General features: G+C 68.1%; 26 protein-coding genes. 13 read left to right on the forward strand and 13 right to left on the reverse strand.

Annotated features, from left to right (window positions below; genetic code table 11):
• Positions 1-63 precede the first annotated feature (63 nt).
• Positions 64-669, forward strand: a complete 606-nt coding sequence (locus tag RZE77_RS00120; RefSeq protein WP_319428334.1) for a hypothetical protein — start codon at positions 64-66, stop codon at positions 667-669.
• Positions 670-674: 5 nt separating this feature from the next.
• Here RZE77_RS00120 and creC read toward each other — a convergent pair whose 3' ends face one another.
• Both creC and creB read right to left on the reverse strand, forming a co-directional pair.
• Positions 675-2117 carry a two-component system sensor histidine kinase CreC gene (gene creC, locus RZE77_RS00125; RefSeq protein ID WP_319440154.1) on the reverse strand — a complete coding sequence of 481 codons (1443 nt, stop codon included), beginning with the start codon at positions 2115-2117 and terminating at the stop codon, positions 675-677.
• A complete protein-coding gene (creB, locus tag RZE77_RS00130) occupies positions 2114-2896 on the reverse strand; it encodes a two-component system response regulator CreB (RefSeq protein WP_319440155.1) in 783 nt (260 codons plus the stop codon). The genes creC and creB overlap by 4 nt, the downstream gene beginning before the upstream one ends.
• A gap of 567 nt (positions 2897-3463) precedes the next feature.
• Between creB and RZE77_RS00135 the strand changes: the two genes are divergently transcribed.
• Positions 3464-4420, forward strand: coding sequence for a YcjF family protein (locus RZE77_RS00135; protein WP_319440156.1), 957 nt, complete (start codon positions 3464-3466; stop codon positions 4418-4420).
• Between the two features lie 12 nt (positions 4421-4432).
• Here the strand turns inward: RZE77_RS00135 and cueR are convergent, their stop codons facing one another.
• On the reverse strand, positions 4433-4837 hold the full coding sequence (gene cueR, locus RZE77_RS00140) for a Cu(I)-responsive transcriptional regulator (protein ID WP_319440157.1): 405 nt from the start codon (positions 4835-4837) through the stop codon (positions 4433-4435).
• Complete coding sequence (locus tag RZE77_RS00145; protein ID WP_124960334.1) at positions 4834-5028, reverse strand: heavy-metal-associated domain-containing protein; 195 nt, start codon at positions 5026-5028, stop codon at positions 4834-4836. Before RZE77_RS00145 ends, cueR begins: the two co-directional genes overlap by 4 nt.
• A 135-nt stretch (positions 5029-5163) precedes the next feature.
• On the opposite strand from RZE77_RS00145, the gene RZE77_RS00150 reads away from it, so the two are divergent.
• Positions 5164-7407, forward strand: coding sequence for a heavy metal translocating P-type ATPase (locus RZE77_RS00150; protein WP_319440158.1), 2244 nt, complete (start codon positions 5164-5166; stop codon positions 7405-7407).
• A 12-nt stretch (positions 7408-7419) separates the two neighbouring features.
• Here the strand turns inward: RZE77_RS00150 and RZE77_RS00155 are convergent, their stop codons facing one another.
• From RZE77_RS00155 to RZE77_RS00170, 4 genes are all read right to left on the reverse strand, one after another.
• Positions 7420-7902 (reverse strand): GNAT family N-acetyltransferase, encoded by a 483-nt coding sequence (locus tag RZE77_RS00155; RefSeq protein ID WP_319440159.1) that lies wholly within the window; start codon positions 7900-7902, stop codon positions 7420-7422.
• 66 nt (positions 7903-7968) lie between these two features.
• Positions 7969-9195, reverse strand: coding sequence for a beta-ketoacyl-[acyl-carrier-protein] synthase family protein (locus RZE77_RS00160; protein ID WP_319440160.1), 1227 nt, complete (start codon positions 9193-9195; stop codon positions 7969-7971).
• A complete protein-coding gene (locus RZE77_RS00165; RefSeq protein ID WP_319440161.1) occupies positions 9192-9485 on the reverse strand; it encodes an acyl carrier protein in 294 nt (97 codons plus the stop codon). Before RZE77_RS00165 ends, RZE77_RS00160 begins: the two co-directional genes overlap by 4 nt.
• 14 nt (positions 9486-9499) lie before the next feature.
• Positions 9500-10378: an alpha/beta hydrolase gene (locus RZE77_RS00170; protein ID WP_319440163.1), complete on the reverse strand. Its 879-nt coding sequence runs from the start codon at positions 10376-10378 to the stop codon at positions 9500-9502.
• Positions 10379-10520: 142 nt separating this feature from the next.
• Between RZE77_RS00170 and RZE77_RS00175 the strand changes: the two genes are divergently transcribed.
• Positions 10521-11210 (forward strand): response regulator transcription factor, encoded by a 690-nt coding sequence (locus tag RZE77_RS00175; RefSeq protein ID WP_124960328.1) that lies wholly within the window; start codon positions 10521-10523, stop codon positions 11208-11210.
• Positions 11207-12619, forward strand: a complete 1413-nt coding sequence (locus RZE77_RS00180; RefSeq protein ID WP_319440164.1) for a sensor histidine kinase — start codon at positions 11207-11209, stop codon at positions 12617-12619. The genes RZE77_RS00175 and RZE77_RS00180 overlap by 4 nt, the downstream gene beginning before the upstream one ends.
• Here RZE77_RS00180 and RZE77_RS00185 read toward each other — a convergent pair.
• The 5 genes from RZE77_RS00185 to gstA form a co-directional block, all read right to left on the reverse strand.
• Positions 12616-13101, reverse strand: a complete 486-nt coding sequence (locus tag RZE77_RS00185; RefSeq protein ID WP_319440165.1) for a RidA family protein — start codon at positions 13099-13101, stop codon at positions 12616-12618. The genes RZE77_RS00180 and RZE77_RS00185 overlap by 4 nt on opposite strands.
• A 21-nt stretch (positions 13102-13122) precedes the next feature.
• On the reverse strand, positions 13123-14226 hold the full coding sequence (locus tag RZE77_RS00190; RefSeq protein WP_319440166.1) for an alkene reductase: 1104 nt from the start codon (positions 14224-14226) through the stop codon (positions 13123-13125).
• Positions 14227-14310: 84 nt separating this feature from the next.
• A complete protein-coding gene (locus RZE77_RS00195) occupies positions 14311-16158 on the reverse strand; it encodes an acyclic terpene utilization AtuA family protein (RefSeq protein ID WP_319440167.1) in 1848 nt (615 codons plus the stop codon).
• Complete coding sequence (locus RZE77_RS00200; RefSeq protein ID WP_319440168.1) at positions 16155-16946, reverse strand: enoyl-CoA hydratase/isomerase family protein; 792 nt, start codon at positions 16944-16946, stop codon at positions 16155-16157. Before RZE77_RS00200 ends, RZE77_RS00195 begins: the two co-directional genes overlap by 4 nt.
• Positions 16947-17097: 151 nt before the next feature.
• Entirely contained in the window at positions 17098-17706 is a 609-nt protein-coding gene (gstA, locus tag RZE77_RS00205) for a glutathione transferase GstA (protein ID WP_319440169.1), read from the reverse strand.
• A gap of 189 nt (positions 17707-17895) precedes the next feature.
• On the opposite strand from gstA, the gene RZE77_RS00210 reads away from it, so the two are divergent.
• From RZE77_RS00210 to RZE77_RS00245, 8 genes are all read left to right on the forward strand, one after another.
• A complete protein-coding gene (locus RZE77_RS00210; protein ID WP_145738865.1) occupies positions 17896-18081 on the forward strand; it encodes a DUF1328 family protein in 186 nt (61 codons plus the stop codon).
• A gap of 333 nt (positions 18082-18414) precedes the next feature.
• A complete protein-coding gene (mnmG, locus tag RZE77_RS00215) occupies positions 18415-20376 on the forward strand; it encodes a tRNA uridine-5-carboxymethylaminomethyl(34) synthesis enzyme MnmG (RefSeq protein WP_319440170.1) in 1962 nt (653 codons plus the stop codon).
• Positions 20373-21014 (forward strand): 16S rRNA (guanine(527)-N(7))-methyltransferase RsmG, encoded by a 642-nt coding sequence (gene rsmG / locus RZE77_RS00220; RefSeq protein ID WP_319440171.1) that lies wholly within the window; start codon positions 20373-20375, stop codon positions 21012-21014. Before mnmG ends, rsmG begins: the two co-directional genes overlap by 4 nt.
• Before the next feature lie 115 nt (positions 21015-21129).
• The gene (locus tag RZE77_RS00225; protein ID WP_319440172.1) at positions 21130-21744 is read left to right on the forward strand and encodes a LysE family transporter; all 615 of its coding nucleotides are present in this window, start codon (positions 21130-21132) and stop codon (positions 21742-21744) included.
• A gap of 7 nt (positions 21745-21751) precedes the next feature.
• A complete protein-coding gene (locus tag RZE77_RS00230; protein ID WP_319440173.1) occupies positions 21752-22666 on the forward strand; it encodes a ParA family protein in 915 nt (304 codons plus the stop codon).
• Positions 22666-23217, forward strand: a complete 552-nt coding sequence (locus RZE77_RS00235; protein ID WP_319440174.1) for an RBBP9/YdeN family alpha/beta hydrolase — start codon at positions 22666-22668, stop codon at positions 23215-23217. The genes RZE77_RS00230 and RZE77_RS00235 overlap by 1 nt, the downstream gene beginning before the upstream one ends.
• Complete coding sequence (locus tag RZE77_RS00240; RefSeq protein ID WP_319440175.1) at positions 23217-24164, forward strand: ParB/RepB/Spo0J family partition protein; 948 nt, start codon at positions 23217-23219, stop codon at positions 24162-24164. Before RZE77_RS00235 ends, RZE77_RS00240 begins: the two co-directional genes overlap by 1 nt.
• A gap of 108 nt (positions 24165-24272) precedes the next feature.
• Positions 24273-25172 (forward strand): CsgG/HfaB family protein, encoded by a 900-nt coding sequence (locus RZE77_RS00245; RefSeq protein WP_319428355.1) that lies wholly within the window; start codon positions 24273-24275, stop codon positions 25170-25172.
• The last annotated feature ends 15 nt before the right edge of the window (positions 25173-25187 follow it).

Genomic DNA, 25187 nt, shown 5'->3' on the forward strand with positions numbered 1-25187 from the left:
CCGCACCGAGTCTCTACACTCGGTGCGGCTCCTTTCGCTTTACCTTCCCACGCTTCTTTCCCCATGGAAATCCTTATCCTGGCGACGTCGATCGTCGTCGGCGCCTACATCCTCAAGTCCAGGGACCAGCGCCAGCGCATCGCACTGCTGGGCAGCCACCTGGGCAGATACCAGATCGAAAGGCTGATGGAGAGCCTCACCGAAGGCTACCTGCGCTGCCTGGGCGAGGACAACGCCGAGCGGCGCCAGCAGATCTGGAGCCTGCTCGACTCCACCGAGGAAAAGCTCTCGGCCCAGTTCGACAGCTTTGCCGCCGAGTTCGCGCGGGTCGACGCCGCGGATGCACGCGTGAGCAAGCTGCCCGTGGCCATTCCCTTCGCGCACAAGCTGTTTCCGGCCGCGACCTTCGACCTGCGCGAAGCGCTGGCGATCCACGCGCGCGGCATTGCCGAGGTCATGCGCAACGACGCGGGCCGCTCGCCGAAAGCCAAGGCCTTCACCATGTCGGCCGAGTTGTTCCTGATGCAGCACACCTGCCACTGGTTCTGCAAGTCGAAGACGGTGGCCTCGGCGCGCATGCTGGCGCGGCACAAGACCTCGTACGAGCAACTGCTCGAGGCCGTGAGCCCCGCAACGCGCAGGGCCTACGCGGCACTCACGGGCCAGTGACCCGTTCAGTGGTGTGACGGCAGCAGCGGCAGCGTGAGCGTGGCCACCGCGCCGCCGCGCGCCGCATTGCCGAGCTCGATGCGTCCGCGGTGCAGCGCGGCAATCTCCTTCACGAAGGCCAGCCCGAGCCCGGTGCTCTTCTTCTGGCTGTGCGGCCGCGCGAGCGAATAGAACTTCTGGAAGACTTTTTCCTGTGCGTAGTCGGGAATGCCCGGGCCGTGGTCGCGCACGCTCACGCGCGCCAGCTTCGAGGTGGTTTCCAGCGTCAGCAGCACCTCGCTGCCCTGCGGTGAAAAATCGATCGCGTTGTCCAGCAGGTTGCTGATGGCGCGCCGCAGCAGGAACGGATCGCCCTCGGCGCGCGCCTCGGCGCGGATGTTCACGCGCACGCCGATGTTGCGCTTGGCCGCCGCAGGCTGCGCGCTGATGGCGATGTCCTCGATCAGCGAAGCCAGCGCCACCGGCTCCGTGCGGTCGAGCCCGTGGCGGGTTTCCAGCGCGGTGAGCTCCATCATGCGGTCGACGATTTCCTGGATGCGCTGCGTTTCGCGCTCGATGTTCTTCAGGAAACGCTCGCGCTCCGCATGCGGCATCGACGGTTCCTGCAGCAGCTCGGCCGCGCCGCGGATCGCCGAGAGCGGGCTCTTCACTTCGTGCGTGAAGGTCTGCACGTAGTCGGCCACGTAGTTGCGGCCGGTCAGCGCATCGCGCATTTCGCTGAAGCCGGTGCGCACCGCATCCACGGCGCGCCGCGCCATGCGCGAAAGGCTCAGCGTGCGCTGCGCGCGCACCCAGGCCCAGTAGTCCGAGATCAGCCCGAAAGGCCGCACCAGCCAGACCGAGACGATCACCGCCAGCAGCAGCAGCGCCAGCCCCGAACCCACGCCCACCCACAGCGTGCGGGCCCGCGCGTCCTCCACGAACTGGCCGAAGCTCTGCACCGGTTTGCCGACGCTCACCATGCCGACGATCTCGTTGTTCCACCGGATCGGCGCGCCCACGTACATCACCGAGGTGCGCGGATCGCCATCGACGTCGCGCGAGGTGCGCGCACCGTACAGGCCGGCGAGCGTGCGGCTCACGTCGCTCCACTGCGAGTAGTCGGCGCCCAGGTGCCTGCCGAGCGAATCGAACACCACGCGGCCGCTGCGGTCGGTGACGTACACGCGCAGCTCGACGCGGTTCTTGTGCAGGTTGTAGATCTGCGCGGAGAACTCGCGCGCATAGACCGTGCGGAACAGCGGCTCGAGCCGCGCGGTGTTGAGGGCGCCCGCGATCACGTCCAGCTCGACCAGGCTGGCCACGAGCTGCGAAGTCTCGACCAGCGATTCCTCGGCCGATTCGCGGTAGCGCGGATCGATGTCCGACACCACGCGGTAGAGCAGGAAGGCGATGCCCGCCGTGTAGATCAGCAGGATTCCAATGAATATCCGCGTGCGCCGGCTCACGGCGTCGGAGGCAAATCTTCGTTCAGCGCATAGCCGGTGCCGCGCAGCGTGCGGATCGGCTCCACCTCGGGCGCCACGGCCTTGAGCTTGGCGCGCAGGGTCTTCACATGGGCATCGACCGTGCGGTCGAAGCTGTCGCTCGCGTCGTCCCAGACCAGTTGCAGCAGCTCGTCGCGCGTGAACACGCGCCCCGGCCGCTGCACCAGCAGCCGCAGCAGCCCGTATTCGTAGCGCGAGAGCTCGAGCAGGCGTCCGTAGTAGCGGATCTGCATGCGCTCGTTGTCCAGTGCAAACGGCATTGCGGGGTGCTGGGCGGGCGCTGGAGGCGCCGCGCCCGGAATTCGAGGGGGTACCCCGTCGCCCGGTCCTGCGGGCGCTCCAGGGGCCGCTCGCGCGCTGCGCCGCAGGATGGTGCGTACCCGCGCCACCAGTTCGCGCGGCGAAAAGGGCTTGGCGATGTAGTCGTCGGCGCCGAGTTCCAGCCCCACCACGCGGTCGATCTCGTCGCTGCGGGCCGTGAGAAACAGCATCGGCACCTCGGCGCCGCCCTGCGACTGGTTGAGCGCGCGCAGCCGCTTGAACAGCTCGAAGCCGTTGAGATCGGGCAGTCCCACGTCCAGGATCGCGAGCGCCGGCGGTTCCTGTGCGAACTGCGCGATGGCGTCTTCGGCCGTGGCGCACCAGACCGGCGTGAAGCCGTCGCTCTTCAGGACGTACTGGAGGGTGTCGGCAATGCCCGATTCGTCTTCGGCGATCAGGATGCGCGGTTTGAAACTCATCCCCGGATGTTAGCGAGCGGGCGCCGATCGGCGAGGCTGGTTTGGCTGCGTGGCGCCGCGAACACGGCGCGGCCGTTCACGAACTTTTTTTCGGGCGCGGCGCTGTCCCCGTTTCTATTTCTTATTTCTCTTATTCAAATTAGTAGTAGTAGATAAGGGCAGCGCCGGTCTGTGGACATGGCACTTTTTCCCTTGCGTGACATGGACTTGTCATGCCTGCGTCACTGTGCGCAGCTGCGCTTTTGTGCTGTCGCGCCAAAAGGAACAACATTGCTGGAAGCGCCGGCCCTGTGGATAACGCCCTGCTTGTGCCGGAAATCTCCCCAGAGTTGTCCTTTGACACGCTCCGGAAAATCTGCCAAAGGCGTTTTCCGGCGCGAGAAATTCATTGCCTCATATTTGGGCAGACTGTAGATTTACCTTACAGATCAATCACTTAGCTTTCTCTTACAAGGAAGTGCGAGTGTTATCCACAGAGTTGCCCAAGCTTTGTGGGGAGAACCGGCGGCGGAACCTTTGGGCGCCATGCCGAACGAACTTTGTCCCTCAACCAGTGGAAATTCGAACGTGACACCTTCCGAAACCCGGGCCATCGTGTCCCTCAGCCTCCTGGCCGCCTTCGTCGACGGCGAGAAGCACGAGCGCGAACGCGCCGAGATCAAGCGCATTGCCGAGGGCCTTTCGCAAGCCGACGGCGTGAACCTGCCCACGCTCTACCAGGACGTGCTGATGAAGCGCGTCTCGCTGGCTTCGGTCGCCGGCGAGCTCAAGAGCACGGAATCGAAGCAGCTGGCCTACGAGATGGCGGTGTGCGTGTGCGATGCGGACGGCACGCAGTCCGATGCCGAGCGCATGTTCCTGGCGGACGTGCGCACTTCGCTCGGGCTCGATGCTTCGGCGGCGCAGTTCTCGCAGCAGGCGGAAGAGATTGCGGCAGCGGTGCCGGCGGCGGCCACTGTCACAGCCACGGCCGTGGCGCCCGCCGCTGTTGCTGCTGCGCCATCGCCCGACAGCGCAGAGCTCGACAAGTCCATCCTCAACGCGTCCATCCTCAACGGCGCGCTCGAACTGCTGCCCGAGACGCTCTCGACCATGGCGATCATTCCGCTGCAGATGAAGCTGGTCTACCGCATCGGCAAGGCCCACGGCTACGAGCTCGACAGCGGCCACGTGAAGGATTTTTTGGCGACAGTCGGCGTGGGCCTGACCTCGCAGTACCTGGAACAGGCCGGGCGCAAGCTGCTCGGCGGCCTGCTCGGCAAGATGGGTGGCGGTCTGCTGCGCGGCCTCGGCAACCAGGCGGTGAGCTCGGGCATGAGCTTCGCCTCGACCTACGCGCTCGGGCACGTGGCCAAGCGCTACTACGCGGGCGGCCGCACGCTCTCGGCGCAGATGCTCAAGGAAAGCTTCTCGGGCGTGGTGCAGGAAGGCAAGAGCCTGCAGACCCAGTACCTGCCGGCCATCCAGGAAAAGGCCCGCACCCTCGACGCAGGAAAGGTGCTGTCGCTCGTCAGGGGAGCGTGAGTCTTTCTTCGCCTATTTCGCCAAGTCGTCGAGGATGGGGCAGTCGGGGCGCGCGTCGCCGTGGCAGCAGTGCACCAGATGCGCGAGCGTGCTGCGCATCGACTGCATATCGGCAATGCGCTGCTCCAGTTCGCCCAGGTGCTTTTGCGCGATGCGCTTCACGCTGGCGCTCGCGCGCCGGCGGTTGTGCCACAGGCCCACGAGCTCGGCGATTTCCTCTATCGAGAAGCCGAGATCGCGCGAGCGCTTGATGAAGCGCAGCGTGTGGATGTCGGCATCGCCGTACTGGCGGTAGCCGCTTTCGGTGCGCGCCACCGGGGGCAGCAGGCCCAGGCCCTCGTAGTGCCGCACCATGCGCGCCGAGACACCCGAGAGCCGCGCGGCCTCGCCGATCGAGACAGTGCCGAAGCCGCTCATTGGACCCGGTAGCCGGCGTTCTCGATGGCCGCCACGATGTCCTGGCGCGGTTGCGCGCTCAGCACGTCGACATGGCCGGTTTCAAGATCCACCGTGACCTGCGCTTCGGGGTCCACCGTTTGCACCGCGTTCTGCACCGCGCTCACGCAGTGGCCGCAGCTCATGCCCGAGACCTGGAATTTCTGGCTCATCGTGTTTGCTCCTGTTGAATGAAATGAAGTGAACGAAGCGCCAGTTTGAACCTTCTCATGATGTCAATGTCCAGCGCAGGGACACTGCGTGTTGCGGCTTGACCTTGCCATGATGTGAGACTTTAGCCTCGGGGCATGGACAATCTGCTGCAAAACCTACACCACCCGATGAGCACCCTCGATCTTTCCGTCGGCGGCATGACCTGCGCCTCTTGCGTGATGCGTGTGGAACGCGCGCTCAAGAACGTGCCGGGCGTGCAGGACGTCAGCGTGAATCTCGCCACCGAATCGGCGCGCGTGGTCACGGCCGCCGGCGGCGAAGACATGGATGCCCGCCTGCGCCGCGCCGTGCGCGCGGCGGGCTACGAGCCGCGCGCGGCAAGCGGCGCGGCTGACGAGGCCGCTGCGTTGTCGCCCTGGCACGGCTTCGGGCCTGTGGCCGTCGGGCTGCTGCTGTCGATACCGCTGCTGGCACCGATGCTTGGCCAACCCTTCGGGCAGGACTGGATGCTGCCGCCCTGGCTGCAGCTGCTGCTGGCGGCGCCGGTGCAGTTCTGGCTCGGCGCGCGCTTCTACCGCGCGGGCTGGCATGCCGCAAAGGCGGGCACCGGCAACATGGACCTGCTGGTGGCGCTCGGCACCAGTGCGGCATTCGGCTTGTCGCTCTGGCTCTGGTGGCGCGCGGCCACGGGCGCGCACGCGGGGCACGGCGGCATGCCGCATCTGTATTTCGAAGCCTCGGCTGTGGTGATCACGCTGGTGCTGCTCGGCAAGTGGCTGGAGGCGCGCGCCAAGCGGCAGGCCACCTCGGCGATCCGCGCGCTGCAGCAGCTGCGGCCCGAGACCGCGCACCTGGTCGGCCCGCGTGGCGAAAGCGACGTGCCGCTGGCCGAGGTGATGGTGGGCGACCGGCTCGCGGTGCGTCCGGGCGAGCGCGTGCCCGCCGATGCGCGCGTGATCGAGGGGCAGTCCGAGGTCGATGAATCGATGCTCACGGGCGAGCCGCTGCCGGTGCCGAAGGGACCTGGCGACCCGCTGACGGGCGGCGCCGTGAACGGCGACGGCCGCATGGTCGTCGAGGTGAGCGCGGTCGGCGCCGAGAGCGTGCTGGCGCGCATCATCCGCCTGGTCGAGGACGCACAGGCCGCCAAGGCGCCGATCCAGCGGCTGGTGGACCAGGTCGCGGCCGTGTTCGTGCCGGTGGTGCTGGCGATTGCGCTGGCCACGCTGGTGGGCTGGCTGCTCGCAGGCGCCGGCATCGAGGTGGCCATGATCCACGCGGTGGCCGTGCTGGTCATTGCCTGTCCCTGTGCGCTGGGCCTGGCGACGCCGGTCGCCGTGATGGCCGGCACCGGCGTGGCGGCGCGCCGCGGCATTCTCATCAAGGACGCGCGCGCGCTGGAGCTTGCGCACCGTGTCGGCACCGTGGCCTTCGACAAGACCGGCACGCTGACGCTGGGCCGCCCGGTGCTCACGGCGCTGGTGCCCATGGCAGGCGGCAGCGACGAGGCTGCATTGCTCGCAACCGCCGCCAGCCTGCAAGGCGGCAGCGAGCATCCGCTGGCACGCGCCGTGATGGCGGCGGCCGCGCAGCGCGGCCTGCAGGCGCCGCCATTGGGCGTGATGCAGGCGATGCCTGGCCGCGGCGTGCGCGGCCAGGTGAACGGCGAACCCTGGGCCATTGCCAGCCTGCGCTGGTGCGCGGAACTCGGCGCCGTGCTCGACCCCGCACAGGTCGAGCGCCTGCACGTGCAGGGCGCCACGGTGTCCGCATTGCTGCGCTTCGACGACGCGGGCGCTGCCCGGGTGCAGGCGCTGCTGGCCTTTGCCGACGAGCCCAAGCCCGAGGCCGCACAAGCCATCCGCACGCTGCATGCACGCGGCCTGCGCGTGGTGATGATCTCGGGCGACAACCTGCGCGCCGCGCAGGCCATGGCGGCGCGGCTCGGCATTGCGGCCGAGGACGTGCGTGCCGAGGTGCTGCCCGCCGACAAGGCGGCGCAGGTCAGCGCCCTGAAGAAGAACGGCCAGGTGGTCGCGATGATCGGCGACGGCGCCAACGACGCACCCGCGCTGGCCGCAGCCGACGTCGGCATTGCCATGGCGCCTGCGGGCGGCGGCACCGACGTGGCGATGGAAGCGGCGGGCATCACGCTGATGCGCGGCGACCTGGCGCTCGTGGCCGAGGCGCTCGAGCTCTCGGCACGCACGGTGGCCAAGATCCGGCAGAACCTGTTCTGGGCCTTTGCCTACAACGTGGCCGGCATTCCGCTGGCCGCCTTCGGGCTGCTGAGCCCGGTGGTGGCGGGGGCGGCGATGGCGCTGTCGAGCGTCAGCGTGATGGCCAATGCGCTGCTGCTGCGGCGCTGGAAGCCCTGAGCCTCATCGTTCTCAGTCGATCAGCAGCGCCAGCAGGTGGTCGTCGATGTAGTCGGCCTCGCCGGCGCGCTTGTAGAACTTGCGCAGGGTGCCTTCGTACTCGAAGCCCAGCTTCTCGTAGAAGCGCAGCCCCGGCGCGTTGTCGCTTTCGGCATAGAGCTCGATGCGCTTGACGCCCTCGGCCTTGAGCCTGGCGATGGCATCGGTCACCATGGCCTGCGCAACGCCCTTGCCGTGCAGCGACGGATCGACCGCGAGCGTGCCGAAGCAGGCCACGTGCCGCACGCGGCCCGGATAGCGCGTCGCGCGGTAGAAGCCCGCGACGCGGCCATCGACTTCATAGACGTAGAAGCTGCGGCTGTCGACCAGCTCCTTGTAGATGGCGCGGAATTCATCGAGCGGCATCGGGTCGTAGCCGAGGAACGGGACCACGCTCTCGTGCATGTAGATGGAGAAGACCGCTTCGAGGTCCTGGGGTGTGGCGAGCCTGCGCATAGTGACGGGTTTTCTGCGGATGCGGCGAAGGCGCCAGCATACCCAGTCCCGCCGGCGCGCCGTTCTTCAGCGGCCCGCGATCAGCACGGCGTTGGTGCCGCCGAACGCGAACGAATTGGAAAGCACGTAGCGCAGGTTGCGGGCTTCGCGCGGCTCGCCGCGCACCAGGTCCAGGTCGAAGGCCGCGTCGGGCACCCGCAGGTTGGCCGTCGGCGGAAGCATCCCGCGCGCCAGCGTTCGCAGCGCCGCCACGAGCTCGATCGCGCCGCCGCCGCCCAGTACATGGCCGTGGATGGCCTTGGTGGCGCTCACGGGCGTGGCGTTGCCGAACACTTCGCGGATGGAGGCAGCCTCGGCGGCGTCGCCGGCCATGGTCGCGGTGCCGTGCGCATTGATGTGGCCGACCTGAGCCGCCTCGATGCCCGCATCGCGCAGCGCCGCGCGCATGGCGCGCACCTGGCCGGCCGTGTCGGGGTTGGTGATGTGCGTCGCATCGCAATTGGTGGCGTAGCCTGCAAGAAAGAGCGAAGAGGCATGGACGGCACCTCGCGCGTTGGCATGCGCCGCTGATTCGAGCACCAGCGCCGCCGCGCCTTCGCCGAGCGCGAAGCCCGCGCGGTCGCCCGAGAACGGCCGGCAGGCGCTGGCCGGCGCACCGGGCGGTGGCGGCGCCGTCACGCGCATCGCATGCCAGCTGGCCATCACGCCCGGCGTGAGCATGGCCTCGTGCCCGCCGACGATGGCCACATCGATCCAGCCGCCTCGGATGGCGCGCATCGCCTCGCCGATCGCCACGGCCGACGACGCGCAGGCGCAGGCATACGCAATGGCTGCGCCCTGCGCGCCGAACTGCAATGCGAGCTCCGCCACCGCCGCGTTGGGCATCACGGTGAGCACGGTCGTCGGCCGCATGCGGCGCTGCTGGCCGTAGAGTGCGCGCGTGGTGTCGTCGAAGCTGCCGGCGCCCGCCAGCCCGCTGCCCCAGAAGATGCCCAGGCGCTCGGGATCGACGCTGCCGGACTGGAGCCCGGCCTGCGCGGCGGCATCTCTCGCGGCCGCGAGCGCCATGGCGGTGCCCCGATCGAGCGGAAGGCGCGAGCTGCTGCGCACGGCGGGCGCGTCGAAATCGCAGGCGGCCGTTGCAAGTTCGATCGGATCGAGGCCGTCGATCTCGAGCGTGCGCGCGCGCACCGCGGAATGCCCGTTGAAGAGGGCATCGTCGAACGATCCGGTGCTGCAGCCCAGCGGCGTGACGATGCCGATGCCCGTCACGTGCACGCGCGTGCTGCTCACGCCTGCGCGGCCATCGGCGCATCGAGCTTGCACTCGATCTGGGCTTCGATCGCCTCGCACAGGTGGCCGAGCGTGATGCCCGCCTCGCGCGGATCGAGCCGGTCTTCGGGCAGGCGCAGATGGAAGGCGTCTTCCACCGCGAACACGAACTCCATCAGCGACAGCGAATCGAGGCCAAGCTCGGACAAGGCCGCGCCGGGCGCGATGGTGTCGCGCGTCACGTCGAACTGCTTCACCAGGATGGCTGCGATGCTGTTGAAGACGGGCGAGGAAGAAGAACAGGAGGGCATTGGCGTGCTTTGTTTCAGGCGGCAAGAGAACATGCGGGCAGGGCGCCGGCGGAGCCGGACGTGCCATGCGCCACGGCATCGGCGAAGGCGGAGGTTTCGCGCGCCACCTGGTGGCGGTCGTTGTCGATCGTGATCATGTGGTAGCTGTTGGCGAGCACCACGCTGCGGAACGTGCCGCAGCGAAGGCCGCGCGCAAGGAGGCCGAGATTGGCCACGCTGGCCACCTCGTCCTCGCGCGCATGCAGCGCGAGCACGCTGCCGCATTGCACGCGGTGCAGGTTGCGCCTCACGTGGCGGATCAGCCGGTCGTGCTCGCGCAGGTGGCCCACGCCGATCACCGCGCTGCCCGCGCTCGACACCTTGCGGTGGTGCAGCTCGCGCTCGATCCAGGCGCGCACGCGTTCGTTCTTCACGCCGTAGGGCGGGCATTCGCGGTATTGCCAGAACCGCCCGAGCGGCGTGTAGAAGGCCAGCGGCAACAACACCTGCATTCGCGGCACGGCCCAGCCGTCGAAGCGCAGCGTGGTCGACATCAGCACCAGCGCATCGACGCCGGTGCCGCAGCGGATGGCCGCGCCAAGCGCCAGCGAAGAGCCGGCCGAGATGCCCACCAGCATCACGCGATCGTGTTCTGTGCGCAGCGCCTTCACCCGTGCTTCGATGGCGTCGATCCAGCGTTCGTACGGCAGGGCCTGCTGCACCGCTGCGGCGGCATCGAAGGAGTAGCCGTCGATGCGCATCGGATGCACCGGGTAGCCGCTCGCGCGCAGGGACGACCGCACGGTCAGGAGCTCGTCAGGTGTGCTGCATAAACCATGCAGCAGCACGACGGCCGTGCGCCGCACCGCGGGGTGCACCACGCTCAGCAGATCGGAGGGATCGCGGGCGCTCATCGCGTTGTCGCAGCGGCCTGGAAAGAGACCCGTGCCGCAGGTTGCTGTCGTATGCTCATGGCGCGTTTATCGCCGGGGTGTGCTGACCGGCCGCTGACCCTCCTTCGCGCAAGAATAGGCACTTCAAACCACCACACACACCATGCGAATCCTGCTTGTCGAAGACGATGCCGTGCTGCGCGACGTGATGCTGCGCAGCCTTGCGGATGCCGGGCATCGGGTCGACGTGTCGACCAATGTCGAGGACGCCGACCACCTCTGGCGCGTGCAGCCCTTCGATGCGGTGCTGCTCGACCTGAACCTGCCGGCCACGGCCAGCCCTACGAGCGGACTGGCGAGCGGCCTCAATGCCCTGCGCCAGGCGCGTGCCCGCGGCGACCGCACGCCGGTGCTGGTGCTGACGGCGCGCGGCCGCACCGAGGAGCGCATCGCGGGCCTCGATGCCGGTGCCGACGACTACCTCGGCAAGCCCTTCGACCTGGCAGAGGTCGAGGCACGGCTGCGCGCATTGGTGCGGCGGGCCAAGGGCACCGAAGACATCGTGCTGCTGGGCCAACTCAAGCTGGACCGCAAGGCGCGCCGCTTTTCCATCGCGAGCGGACCGCTCGACCTGCCGGCGCGCGAGTTCGAGGTGCTGTGGGAGCTGATGAGCCCGCCGGGCCGCACGGTGAGCAAGCGGGCGCTGTCCGACAAGCTCTCCAGCTTCGACGAATCATTGGGCGACAACGCGCTGGAGGCCTTCATCTCCCGGCTGCGCAAGAAGCTGGCCGGTTCGGGCGCGGGCATCCGCACGCTGCGCGGCATCGGCTACCTGCTCGAAGCCGAAGTGTGAGCCGCACGCAACCGGCCGCGCCCGGGCCATCGAAGGCAGCGCCTTCGCTCACGCGGCGCGTGCTGCGCAACGTGCTGGTGCCGCTGGCGCTCACGTGGATGGTGGGCGCGGTGATCGCGCTGGTCATTGCCAACTATTTTTCCGAGCAGGCCTTCGACCGCGCCATGCTCGACGACGCCTATGCGCTCGCGGCCAACGTGCAGGCGGGCGAGCGCGGCATCGAGCTGCTGCTCACGCCGCGCGAAGTGGCCACGGTGCTGTTCGACCAAGTCGACAAGATCTACTTTGCGGTGCAGCGGCTCGACGGCACGCTGATCTCGGGGCAGGCGGGCCTGAATGCACCGCTGCCGGCGGCGGGTGCGCACTATCGCTTTTCGGACCTGAACTACGACGGCAAGGTCCTGCGCGCGGTGGTGCTCGAGCCCGTCACCGAGCCCGGCCGGCTGATGCCCTACCGGGTGGTGATTGCGCAGACCACGCTGAGCCGCGCGGCGCTGGTGCAGCGGCTGCTCGGCTATGCATTGGCGCCGCAGGTGCTGCTGCTGATGCTGCTCGCGGTATGGCTCTGGCATGGCATTCGCAGCGACCTGCGCCCGCTCGGCGAGCTCCAGCAGGCGCTGGACCGCCGCGACGTGTACGACCTCTCTCCGGTCGCGGTGGTGCGCACCTCGCGCGAGGTGCAGCGCCTGGGCAATGCGGTCAACGCGCTGTTCGACCGGCTGAACCACAGCGTGCGTGCGCAGCGCGAGTTCGTGGGCAACGTGGCGCATGAGCTGCGCACGCCGCTCGCGGGCATCCGCGCACTGGCCGAGTACGGGCTCGCGCAGCACGACTCCACCGTGTGGCGCGAGCAGCTCGCGCGCGTGGCCGAGCGGCAGGCGCGCGCGAGCCACCTGATCGATCAGCTGCTCGCGCTCGCACTCGCAGATGAAGCGCGCACCGGCCTCGCGCGCGAACCGGTGCGGCTCGACATGCTGGCCGAGCAGACGGTGTTGCGGCACCTGGCCCGCGCCGACGCGCACGGCGTCGACCTGGGTGCGCGCGGCCTCGACGAGCGCGTGACGGTGCTTGCGAACGAAGCGCTGGTCGAGGGCATTCTCGACAATCTGATCGACAACGCGCTGCGCTACGGCGGACGCACCATCACCGTCGAGCTGGCGGGCCGCACCCTGAGCGTGATCGACGACGGCCCCGGCATTCCACTGGAAGCGCAACGCGACCTGATGCAGCGCTGGGCGCAGGGGCCGGCGGGCCAGAAGCTCGGGCAGGGCTCGGGCCTGGGGCTGTCGATCGTCGCGCGCTATGCGGAGCTGCTGGGCGCCGAGCTGCGGCTCGATGCGGCCGAGCCCGCGGGGCTGCGCGTGAGCGTCACCTTCGCGGAGCTGCGCCCGACGGCGGCCAGCGATTAATCACCGAACTCCACTTCGCCTTCGATCTCGACCGGGATGTTGAACGGAAGCTCCGCCATGCCGACGGCACTGCGCGCGTGCGCGCCGATCTCCGGGCCGAAGAGTTCGAGCACGAGGTCCGAGAAGCCGTTGATGACGGCGGGCTGCTTGTCGAAACCCGGTGCCGAAGCCACCATGCCGAACACGCGCGTCCAGGCCGTGATGCGGTCGAGGTCGCCGAGCGCGCGCTGCAGGCTGCCGAGCATCGCCAGCGCAGTGAGCCGTGCCGCTGCGTAGCCCTGCTCGACCGTCAGCTCGCGGCCCAGCTTGCCGAGCGGCGCGGCAATGGTGCCGTCGGCATTCAGCGGGCCGTGGCCCGAAACGATGGCGCGGTGCCCGGCGATGCGCACGAAGGCGAAAGGCAGCACCACCCCGGGCGGTGGCGTGACCGGCGGCGGTAGCACGTGGCCGAGCGTGGCGAGTCGCTGTTCGATGCGGGCCATGCGTTTTCTCCTGCTGCGAACTCAGCCCAGCGCCGGGTAATCCGTGTAGCCCTGGGTGCCGCCGCCGTACATGGTGGCCTTGTCGACGGCGTTGAGCGGTGCGTTCTCGCGCAGGCGGCGCACCAGGTCGGGGTTGGCGATGAAGGGCTTGCCGAAGGCGACGAGGTCGTCGCCTTCCTTGACGGCTTCGTCCGCCAGCGGCTTGTCGTAGCCGTTGTTGACCATCCATGCGCCCTTGCCGCCGGCCTGGCGGTAGGCGGCCTTGAGCGCCTCGTAGTCGAAGGGGCGGTCCTCGATCTCGCGCGGGCCGCCGGTGGCGCCTTCGATGATGTGGATGTAGGCCAGGCCGAGCGGGGCAAGCTGCTTCACCACGTAGGTGAAGAGCGGCTGCGGATCGGAGTCGTGCACATCGTTGGCCGGCGTGACGGGCGACAGGCGGATGCCGGTCTTGCCGCCGCCGACCGCGTCGACCACGGCGCGCGTGGCTTCCAGCAGCAGGCGGGCGCGGTTCTCGATGCTGCCGCCGTAGTCGTCGCTGCGCTTGTTGCTGCCGTCCTTCAGGAACTGGTCGAGCAGGTAGCCGTTGGCGCCGTGGAGTTCCACGCCGTCGAAGCCGGCGGTTTCCACCGCGTTGCGCGCGGCGGCCGCATAGGTGTGGACGATGCCGGGCAGCTCTTCCGCGTCGAGCGCGCGCGGCTCGGAGGTTTCGACGAAGGTCGGCACGCCCTCCTTGATGAGCACGGTCTTGGTCCTGGCGGTGATGGCCGAGGGCGCGACGGGCTTGCCGCCGCCGGGCTGCAGTTCGCTGTGCGAGACGCGGCCCACATGCCAGAGCTGCACCACGATCTTGCCGCCCTTGGCATGCACCGCATCGGTCACGCGCTTCCAGGCATCGAGCTGCTCGGTGCCGTAGAGGCCCGGCACGTCGGCATAGCCCTGGCCCTGGTGGCTGATGGCGGTGGCTTCGGTGATCAGCAGGCCCGCGCTGGCGCGCTGTGCGTAGTAGGTGGCGGCAATGTCCTGGGGAATCGCGTTGGGCGAGCGGTTGCGCGTGAGCGGCGCCATCACGATGCGGTTGGCGAGCTGCAGGTCACCGGCCTGTACGGGATCGAAGAGGGAGGGCATGGCGGAACGTTGAAGAGTGGGACAGAGGCCGCGAGGCTAAACCTGCGCGGCCAAACCTGCTGTCGCACGGTTGTCCGTTTGCTGCTAGGCGTTCAGGGCGCTGCGATCGGGCCCCGCGAGCGCGAGCAGTTGCGCGCCCACGCGCACGGGCATCGCGAGCAGGATCTGCCCCATGCCCTTGCCGAGCGGATCGTTGCGCAGCGACGCCATGCCGCCGCCGCCGAGCGCCTGCTCGCAGACGAAGTTGAAGGCGCCGATGCCCGGCACTTCGTAGCGCGTCACCGGCCCCTTGACGAGGTGCGCGAGCCATTCGGCCACGCGCGCTTCGCTGAGCTGACTGCGCAGCAGCGGCAGCAGGGCAGGGTGGCGCGCAATGACGCCAATGTTCGAGGTGTCGCCCTTGTCGCCGCTGCGGGCCCAGGCCAGGCGGATGAGCGGCACTTCGATGGCGTCGGCATCGACGGAGACCGCGGCGTTCGCATCGCCGGCCGCATGCCGTGGCGAAGGCGCGTTGGCAGCCGCCGCAACCACGGCGTCGCGCGGCAATTCGATGCGCTGCCCGTCGATGCTCACGCGCGCTTCGACCATCGTCTTGTCGAGCAGGAAGGCGTACTGCCGGATCGACGGCGAGACCGAGGGCCGCCCGCCCGCGCCCGTGGTGCCCGGCGCCCACGAGGTGCCGGCCGGCGCCACTTCGCGCGCGAAGAGTTCCAGCGCCTCCTTGCGCGGATGCGTGACCGCGAGCCGCAGCACGGCTTCGCGAGTTTGCAGGGCCTGCGCATGCGGGCCGTAGCAGGACTCGGCGCCGAGCACTTCGAGCTGCGTGCCGCTGTAGGGACCGAAGCCTTGCTGGTCGAACAGCGCACCGGTGCGCGCAAGGATCGCCTCGCCGGTGCGCCTGGCCTTGGCCACGGCATCGAAGCCGACGATGGTGAGCTGTGCCGCGGCCTTGAAGCCCTCTGCATAGGTGGCGCAGACCTTGTAGCTCGCGGTGGGCGCGCGGCCCCGGGCGCCGTGCACGCGCACGCGGTGCTCGCCGGCCTGTTCGATGCGCACCTGCGTGAAGTCGGCCACCACGTCGGGCAGCAGATAGGCGAAAGGATCGCCGATCTCGTAGAGCATCTGCTCGCCCACCACGGCCGGCGTGAGCTTGCCGCCGGTGCCCGCGGGCTTGGTGACGACGAAGCCGCCATCGGCATGGCACTCGACGATCGGATAGCCGATGTTCGGCCAGTCGGGCACGGTGTCCCAGTCGGTGTGCAGCCCGCCGGTGGCCTGGCAGCCGCATTCGATGATGTGGCCCGCGAGGCTGCCGGCCGCGAGCAGGTCGTGGTCGCCGGGCTGCCAGCCGAATTCGTGCATCAGCACGCCGAGCGTGACGGCCGAATCGACGCAGCGGCCGGTGATGACCACCTGCGCGCCCGCATCGAGCGCCGCCTGGATCGGCCGTGCGCCCAGGTAGGCATTGGCCGTGAGCACGCGCTCGGGCAGCGGCGCGCCGCTCTGCAGTTCGCGCACGGAGGGCTGTTGCTGGCGCAACTGCGGCAGCAGCGGCAATACGTCGTCGCCGCTGACCACCGCGATCTTCAGCGCGATGCCCTGCTCGGCCGCGAGCGCGGCCAAGGCATCGGCACAGCCCTGCGGATTGACGCCGCCCGCATTGCTCACCACGCGGATGCCCTGCTGTACGACGTCCTTCAGCACTGCCTTCATCGCGATGGAGACAAAGTCGGTGGCGTAGCCGAGCTCCGGCTTCTTGAGCCGCGCGCCCGCGAGGATCGACATCGTGAGTTCGGCCAGGTAGTCGAACACCAGGTAGTCGATCTGCCCGCTGGCCACGAGTTGCGGTGCGCCCACGCTGCTGTCGCCCCAGAAGCCCGAGGCGCCGCCGATGCGCACGATGCGTTCGTTGTTGTTGCTGCCGGCGTTCATCGGCCGCTCCACTGCGGCTTGCGCTTTTCGCGGAAGGCGAGCTGGCCTTCGGCCGCATCTTCCGTGAGCGCGAAGAGGCCGATCTGGCTCTCGGTGAAGGCCATCGATTCCTCGAAGGCCATGGCCTCGATCTTCTTCATCGTGTACAGGCCGCGGCGGATGGCGGCGGGCGACTTGTCGAGCATGCGGCCGAGCAGCCAGTCCAGGCTTTCGTCGACGTCCTCGCCCACACGATTCACGAGCCCGTGTTCGAGCGCCTGCGCGGCGGTGATGGGTTCGCCCGTGAGGCACATCTGGGCCAGCACGCGGCGCGGCAGCAGGTTGCCGAGCACGCTGAGCACCTGGGCGGGAAAGAGGCCGACCTTGACCTCGGGCAGGCCGAACACGGCGTGGCTGCCGGCGGCCGCCATGTCGCACATGCCCAGGATGCCCATGCCGCCCGCCATGCAGGCGCCGTTGACGCGCGCGACCAGCGGCACCGTCAGCTGCTGCGCCTGGCGCAAGAGGTTGGCGAAGCCCTGGTACGGCTCGGCATGGTCGAACTTGAAGGAGGTGCCGCCTTGCAGGTCGGCACCGGCGCAGAAGGCACGCGTGCCGGCGCCGGTGATGACCACCGCGCGCACGGTGCGGTCGGCGTCGGCGCGGACCAGCGCGGCCGAGAGTGCCGCGAGCACGCCGGGGCTGAGGGCGTTGCGGCGTTCCTCGCGGTCGATGGTGAGCCACATCACGGGCCCGCGCATTTCCTCGCGCAGTTCTTGGTGATGATGAAGGGCAGGGGCTTCGGCCATCGTCGGTTCCTTCGCTACGGGGTCTGGAGCAGGCCCTTAGCGTGACCCGAAAAAAAAGCCGCGGCATGCGGCTTGTGGCTGAAGCAGTCCGGGTTTTCCCGAGATTGGGCGGACTGCTTCGCGGCTCTTGCGAGCTTCGGTCGGCTTCTTCTTACTTCAGGAGGCCTTCCGCCTTCATCGCCTCTTGAACGGCGGGACGAGCGGCCACGCGCGCGTGCCAGGCCTGGAGGTTGGCGAAGCCGGCGATGTCGACGCCGGTGGGCTTGGCCCAGTTGGTGACGGTAAAGAGGTAGCCGTCGGCCACGCTGAACTGGTCGCCCATCAGATACTGCTTGTCGGCAAGCTGGCCGTCGAGCCATTGATAGCGCGACTTGAGCTTGTCCTTGAAGATGGCCTTGGCTTCTTCGGGCATGTTCGGGTTGAACAGCGGGCTGTAGCCCTTGTGCATCTCGGTGCCGATGAAGGTCAGCCATTCCTGCAGGCGATAGCGCTGCAGCGTGCCGGCGGCCGGCGCGAGGTTCTTGGTGGGTGCGAGGTCGGCGATGTACTGCACGATGGCCGGGCCTTCGCGCAGGCGGGTGCCGTCGTCGAGCTCGAGCATGGGCACGTAGCCCAGCGGGTTGATGCCGTAGTAGTCGGTGCCGTCCTGCAGCTTGTGGGTCTTGGTGCTGGCCAGCACGGGTTCGAAGGCAAGGCCTGCCTCGTGCAGCGCGATGTGGGGCGAAAGGGAGCAGGCGCCGGGCGAGTAATACAGCTTCATGCGAAGAAATCTCCAATGTTGGGAATATGGATAGCGGGAATCGATCCATGGACCAGCGGGCATGCTAGCGGGTTTGCGCGCTGGGCGTTTGTCCTACGGCCGCTCGCGCGGGGCGACTATCGGGGCGGGTGTGGCCGGTTCCTAAGCTCCCCCGCACGGTGGGCGAGGCTCGCCGCAAGGAGTTTTCAGATGTTGAAGTACGCGATTATTTTTGCCTTGATCTCGCTGGTGGCCGGGGTGCTTGGCTTCGGCGGCATTGCGGCAGGCGCAGCCGGCATCGCCAAGCTGCTGTTCGGGCTGTTCCTGGTCCTGGCGGTGGTGTTCGTGGTGTTGGCGGCACTGGGGATTGGCGCGGTGAAAAAGGTGATCGACTGATGCAGCATCCGGCACCTGTCTGGCCGCGGTCCCGTCCGCTCGGCCTGCTGTTGCAGAGCCCGGCCCATCGCGTGGTGCGCGTGCTGCTCGTGACGCAGACCCACTGGCAGCTTCCAGAGCACCGCTCGCGCCGGCGGCACGCCTGAGCGCAGCATTTGTTGCTATTAAAATAATAGCAAGCTATTCAAGATGCAAGAGGGATCGGCTGGGTTCGGGGTGGTTTAGGCGCCATTAACCATATTGCCCGCATTTCGAACGCAAACCGGCACCCCCGATTAAAATCGGTGCCCCCTTTGCGCAGCGCACGCGTCAGTAGTGCGCCCCCTCTTTCAAATGCTGTACCCCGAAGAATTCGATGTGATCGTCGTCGGCGGTGGCCATGCCGGCACCGAAGCCGCGCTTGCCGCCGCGCGCATGGGCGCCAAGACGCTGCTGCTCTCCCACAACATCGAGACGCTGGGGCAGATGAGCTGCAACCCGTCGATCGGCGGGATCGGCAAGGGCCACCTCGTGAAAGAGGTGGATGCGCTGGGCGGTGCCATGGCCATTGCCACCGACGAGGCGGGCATCCAGTTCCGCATTCTCAATTCGAGCAAGGGCCCGGCGGTGCGTGCGACCCGCGCGCAGGCCGACCGCGTGCTGTACAAGGCCGCAATTCGCCATCGCCTGGAGAACCAGCCGAACCTGAGCCTGTTCCAGCAAGCCGTCGATGACCTGATGGTGGAGGGCGACCGCGTGGTCGGCGCCGTCACGCAGGTGGGCATTGCCTTTCGTGCACGCACGGTGGTGCTCACCGCCGGGACTTTTCTCGACGGCCGCATCCATGTGGGCCTGGACAACTACCAGGCCGGCCGCGCGGGCGATCCGCCGGCGGTCAGCCTGTCGGCGCGGCTCAAGGAACTCAAGCTGCCGCAGGGCCGCCTGAAGACCGGCACGCCGCCACGGCTGGACGGCCGGAGCATCGACTTTTCGAAGTGCACCGAGCAGCCCGGCGACGGCATGCCGGGCGGGGCAGGGCCGATGCCGGTGTTCAGCTTCATGGGCCGGGCCGACATGCATCCGCAGCAGATGCCATGCTGGATCACCCACACCAATGCGCGCACCCACGACATCATCCGCTCGGGCTTCGACCGCAGCCCGATGTTCACCGGCAAGATCGACGGCGTGGGCCCGCGCTACTGCCCGAGCGTCGAAGACAAGATCAACCGCTTTGCCGACAAGGAAAGCCACCAGATCTTCCTCGAGCCCGAAGGCCTGACGACCAACGAGTACTACCCCAACGGCATCTCGACCAGCTTGCCGTTCGACATCCAGTACCAGCTCGTGCGCTCGATGCCCGGCTTGGAGAACGCCCATATCCTGCGGCCGGGTTACGCCATTGAGTACGACTACTTCGATCCGCGCGAACTCAAGAGCAGCTTCGAGACGCGCTCGATCAAGGGCCTGTTCTTTGCCGGGCAAATCAACGGCACCACCGGCTACGAAGAGGCTGCGGCCCAGGGCCTGTTTGCCGGCATCAATGCTGCGCTCCAATGCCGCGGCGAAGAAGCCTGGCTGCCGCGACGCGACGAAGCCTACCTGGGCGTGCTGGTCGACGACCTGATCACCAAGGGTGTGACCGAGCCGTACCGCATGTTCACGAGCCGCGCCGAATTCCGGCTGCAGCTGCGCGAGGACAACGCCGACATGCGCCTGACCGAAGCAGGGCGCAAGCTGGGCCTGGTGGACGACGCACGCTGGGATGCTTTCAGCCGCAAGCGCGACACTGTTTCACGTGAAACAGAACGGCTCAAGTCGATCTGGGTGAATCCTCGCAACCTGCCGGCCGCCGAATCGGAGCGTGTGCTCGGCAAGGCCATCGAGCACGAATACAACCTGGCCGACCTGCTGCGCCGGCCCGATGTGAACTACGAAACGCTGATGTCCCTGGACGGCGGAAAGTACAGCGCAGGGTCGCCACTCAGTGAAATTGAAATCGAGCAGATCGAGATCTCGGCCAAGTACTCGGGCTACATCGAACGCCAGCACGACGAAGTGGAGCGCGCTGCGCACTTCGAGAACCTGCGCTTGCCGGCCGACTTCGACTACAGCCAGGTCAAGGCGCTGAGTTTCGAAGTGCGCCAGAAGCTCGACAAGCACCGGCCTGAAACGCTGGGCCTGGCGTCGCGCATTTCGGGCGTCACGCCCGCCGCAATTTCCCTGCTGATGATCCATTTGCGAAAAGGCGGCCACAAGGCATTCAACCGCGACGCCGCCGCCACGGAAGCCGCCGCAGAATCGCAGCCCGCCCAATGAGCGCGCCCGTCGACACGCTGCGCCAGGGCGCGGCAGCCCTGGGCACCGCCTTGTCCGATGCGCAGGCGGAACAGCTGCTGGCCTACGGCACGCTGATGCTCAAGTGGAACAAGGTCTACAACCTCACGGCGCTGCGCGATCCGGCCAGCGTGCTGACGCACCATCTGCTCGACAGCCTGGCGGCCGTGACGCCGCTGCAGCGCGAATGGGCAGGGAAGGGCAAGCTGCTCGACGTCGGCTCCGGCGGCGGCCTGCCGGGCGTGGTGATTGCCGTCATGCGGCCGGATCTCGAGGTGAGCTGCCTCGATGCCGTTGCCAAGAAGGCCGCTTTCGTCCAGCAGGTGGCAGCCGAGCTCGAATTGCCCAATCTGCGTGGCCTGCACGCACGCGTCGAATCGCTGACGGGCAGTTATGAAGTCATCAGCTCCAGGGCCTTTGCCTCGCTGCCTGATTTCTTCAACGGGTCTCGGCATCTGCTTGCGCCGGGCGGTGTCTGGCTTGCCATGAAGGGCAAGGTGCCCTCCGATGAACTTGCTGCCTTGCCCGCGGGTATCGCAGTGTTTCACGTGGAACAATTGGCTGTTCCGGGCCTGGATGCCGAGCGCTGCATCGTCTGGGCACGCAAAGAAGCGGCCTGAATTTCCAAAAAGAAGCCACGGCATCGGTGAAAGCCGATGCCGAATTGGTTCTCGCCGGGCCGGCCTCGCTTAGACTCGACGCCTCTCCCTGGCTCTCCTTCTCGAGGCAAATCCCATGTTCGGCATTGCTGACTACGGCGCATTCGTCGCCGCCATCGTCCTCTTTCTCCTGATTCCCGGTCCGGGCAACCTCGCGTTGATCACCTCGACCAGCAAAGGCGGAATCCGTGGCGGCCTGGCGGCCACGCTGGGCGTGATCGTCGGCGACCAGTTCCTGATGTGGGCGGCGGTGGCGGGCGTGGCGGCGGTGCTGGCGGCGTATCCGGCCGCATTCAAGGCGGTGCAGTGGCTGGGCGCCGCCTACCTTGCATGGCTGGGCGCCAAGATGCTGCTGACCAAGCCCGGCGCGGCACCGATCCTCAACATCCGCCCCAGCCACTTCATGCGCCAGGCGCTCGCCATCACCTTGCTGAACCCCAAGGCCATCGTGTTCTACATGGCCTTCTTCCCGCTGTTCGTCGACCCCGCGCGCCACCAGGGCGTGGTCACTTTCGGCGCCATGGCCGTGACGATTGCCGTGCTGACTTTCCTCTACGGCCTGACCTCGACGCTGCTCACGCACTTCCTGGCAGAGCGCATCCGTGCCAATCCGCGCATTTCGGGCGTGCTCGAAAAGCTCGCGGGCGTCTTCCTGATTGCCTTCGGCGTCAAGCTCGCCATTTCCCGCTGATCCTCATATGGCCAAGATTTTCTGCATTGCCAACCAAAAGGGCGGCGTCGGCAAGACCACCACCACCGTCAACCTTGCCGCCGGGCTGGCCAAGGTGGGCCAGCGGGTGCTCATGATCGACCTCGATCCCCAGGGCAATGCCACCATGGGTTCGGGCATCGACAAGCGGCAGCTGGAGCTCACGGTGTACGACGTGCTGCTCGAGTCGGCTTCGGTGGCCGAGGCGCGCGTCAAGGCCGACAAGCTGGTGGAGAACGGCTGCGGTTACGACGTGCTGGGCGCCAACCGCGAACTGGCCGGCGCCGAAGTCGAAATGGTGGCGCTCGACCGCCGCGAAAAACGCCTGCGCACCGCGCTTGCCGCGGTGGGCGCCGAGTACGACTTCGTGCTGATCGACTGCCCGCCGAGCCTGAGCCTGCTGACGCTCAACGGCCTGTGCGCCGCCCATGGCGTGATCGTGCCGATGCAGTGCGAGTACTTCGCGCTCGAAGGGCTCACGGACCTGGTCAACACCATCAAGCAGGTGCATGCCAACCTCAACAAGAACCTTCAGGTCATCGGCCTGCTGCGCGTGATGTTCGATCCGCGCATCACGCTGCAGCAGCAGGTGAGCGAACAGCTCAAGGCCCACTTCGGCGACAAGGTGTTCGACACCGTGATCCCGCGCAACGTGCGGCTGGCCGAGGCGCCGAGCTATGGCCTGCCGGGCGTGGTGTTCGATCCGGCCGCGCGCGGCAGCCAGGCCTTCGTTGCCTTTGCCAAGGAGTTGGTCGAGAAGATGCCGCCCGCCAGCGCCTTCGCATCCGGGGCTGTTGCGCCTCCCATTGCGCCGGTCGGGCCGGTCGCGCCGCCCAATCTGGCCGTCCCCGAGGACGTGCTGTCGCCGGCGGGCGGCCTCGATTCGGGCGAAAAAAGCTTCTGATGGCCGTGCCTTCTCCCGTCTTCCTGCTGCCGGGCTGGCAGAACAGCGGCCCTGGGCATTGGCAAACCCGCTGGGAGGCGATCCATGGCGACCGCCGCATCGAACAGCACGACTGGATGCGCCCGCTGCGCGGCGACTGGTCCGCGCGACTCGAGGAAGAGGTGCTTGCCGCGCCTGGCCCCGTGGTCTTCGCGGCACACAGCCTGGGATGCATCCTCGTCGCGGCCTGGGCCGCGCATTCGCGCAACACGCACAAGGTGCGGGGCGCACTGCTGGTGGCGCCCGGCGACGTCGAGCGCGACGACCTGCGCCAGCTGATTCCGGGCTGGGCGCCGATCGTGCGCAAGCCGCTGCCGTTTCCCGCGGTGCTGATTGCCGCCAACGACGATCCCTACTGCGAGGCCGCGCGCTCGCGCCAGATGGCCGCCGACTGGCGCGCGCGCTTCGTCGACGCCGGCGCGGGCGGCCACCTGAACGCCGAATCCGGCCTGGGCGACTGGCCCCAGGGCCGTCAACTATTGAACGAAATCTCGACGAAAGACACGCACTGATGGCGACCAAGAAACCCAAGGGCCTGGGACGCGGCCTCGAAGCGCTGCTCGGCCCCACGGCCGCGCCGGCCGCCGACCATGCCGGCGCCGACGAGGGCGCCGCCGCACAGAATCCGAACACGCTGATGCTCGACGAGATGGTGGCGGGCGTCTACCAGCCGCGCACCCACATGGATGAAGGCGCGCTGTACGAGCTGGCCGAGAGCATCAAGGCGCAGGGCATCATGCAGCCGATCCTGGTGCGCCGGCTCGATGCCGAATCGGCCGCCGCCAAGAACGCCGAGTACGAAATCATCGCGGGCGAGCGCCGCTTCCGCGCCGCCAGGCTCGCGGGCCTCGACCGCGTGCCGGTGCTGGTGCGCGACGTGCCCAACGAGGCCGCGGCGGCCATGTCGCTGATCGAGAACATCCAGCGCGAAGACCTCAATCCGCTCGAAGAAGCCCAAGGCCTGCAACGCCTGGTCTCAGAGTTTGGGCTCACTCACGAAGCTGCTGCGCAGGCCGTGGGGCGGTCGCGCAGTGCGGCCAGCAACCTGCTGCGGCTTCTGAACCTGGCCGAGCCGGCGCAGCAGATGCTGATGGCGGGCGACATCGACATGGGCCATGCCCGCGCGCTGCTTTCGCTCGACCGCGGCACGCAGATCACCGCCGCCAACCAGATCGCGGCCAAGAAGATGTCGGTGCGCGAAGCCGAGGCGCTGGTGAAAAGGCTGGCGGCCGAGTTCACCCTCACGCCGTCCCGCCGCAGCAACGACGGCGAGAAGTCGCGCGATCTGCAGCGCGTGGAAGAGGAACTGGCCGACCTGTTGACCGCCGAGGTCGAGGTCCGCATCAAGAAGCGCAGCAAGCGCGGCGGCAAGGTGGAGGAGAGCGGCGAGCTGGCCATCCACTTCGGCTCCATCGAGGCGCTCAACGGGCTGATCGAGCGCATCCGCCGAACGGCCTAGGCGCGGGGGCGTCCAGTCGGACATTCGCGTGATTGATTCTTGCAATCTTTTACGCGTATCCTCGCCGCTGACGTTTCAACACCAGATCTCGACGAGAGGGAGTTCTCCATGAAGTTCAGGACAAAGTTTCCGTTCGCGGCCGTGGCTGTGGGCGCGCTGCTGCTGACCGGTTGCGTGACCACCGACATGCAGATGGGCAGCCAGTCGGCCAAGACCATGGCCACCGGCAGCGCCGCGGGTTCCGCGACCGCCGGCGAAAGCGGCCAGCTCGAGCGCTGCGAGTCGCCGCTGGGCACCGTCTCGCTGATCGAGAACGTGAATTCCGGCTGGTACACCATCCTCACCGGCGAATACCGCCTGCCGCCCACGGCCAACCTGCTGCGCCTCCTGGTGCAGCAGTCGAACTGCTTCGTGGTGGTCGAGCGCGGCGCGGCCGGCATGAACGCCATGACGCGCGAGCGCGCGCTCATGCAGTCGGGCGAAATGCGCGGCGGTAGCAACTTCGGCCGCGGCCAGATGGTGGCGTCCGACTACGGGCTGTCGCCCGAGATCGTGTTCAGCAACAGCGATGCCGGCGGTATCGGCGGCGCGCTGGGCGGGCTGGTCGGCGGCGGCCGGGGCCGTGCACTGGCCACCATCGGCGGCAACATGCAGACCAAGGAGGCCAGCGCGCTGCTGACGCTCATCGACAACCGCTCGGGGGTGCAGGTGGCGGCTTCGGAAGGCAGCGCCTCCAAGACCGATTTCGGCGCCTTCGGCTCGGTGTTCGGCAGCCGCGCGGGCGGCGGCCTCGGCGGCTACACCAACACGGCGCAAGGCAAGGTGATTGCCGCGGCCTTCATGGACGCCTTCAACCAGATGGTGCGTTCGCTGCGCAGCTACAAGGCGCAGACGGTGCGCGGCCAGGGCCTGGGCGGCGGCGGCCGGCTCGGCGTGGATGGCGGCGCGGCGCCGTCGCAGACCTACGTGCCGGCCGAGCAGCCGGCGCCCGCACGCCGCCGCAGGTAGGCAAGGCGTTCGGCC

The organism is Variovorax sp. SPNA7, from assembly GCF_033807855.1.
Classification (GTDB): Bacteria; Pseudomonadota; Gammaproteobacteria; order Burkholderiales; family Burkholderiaceae_C; genus Variovorax; species Variovorax beijingensis.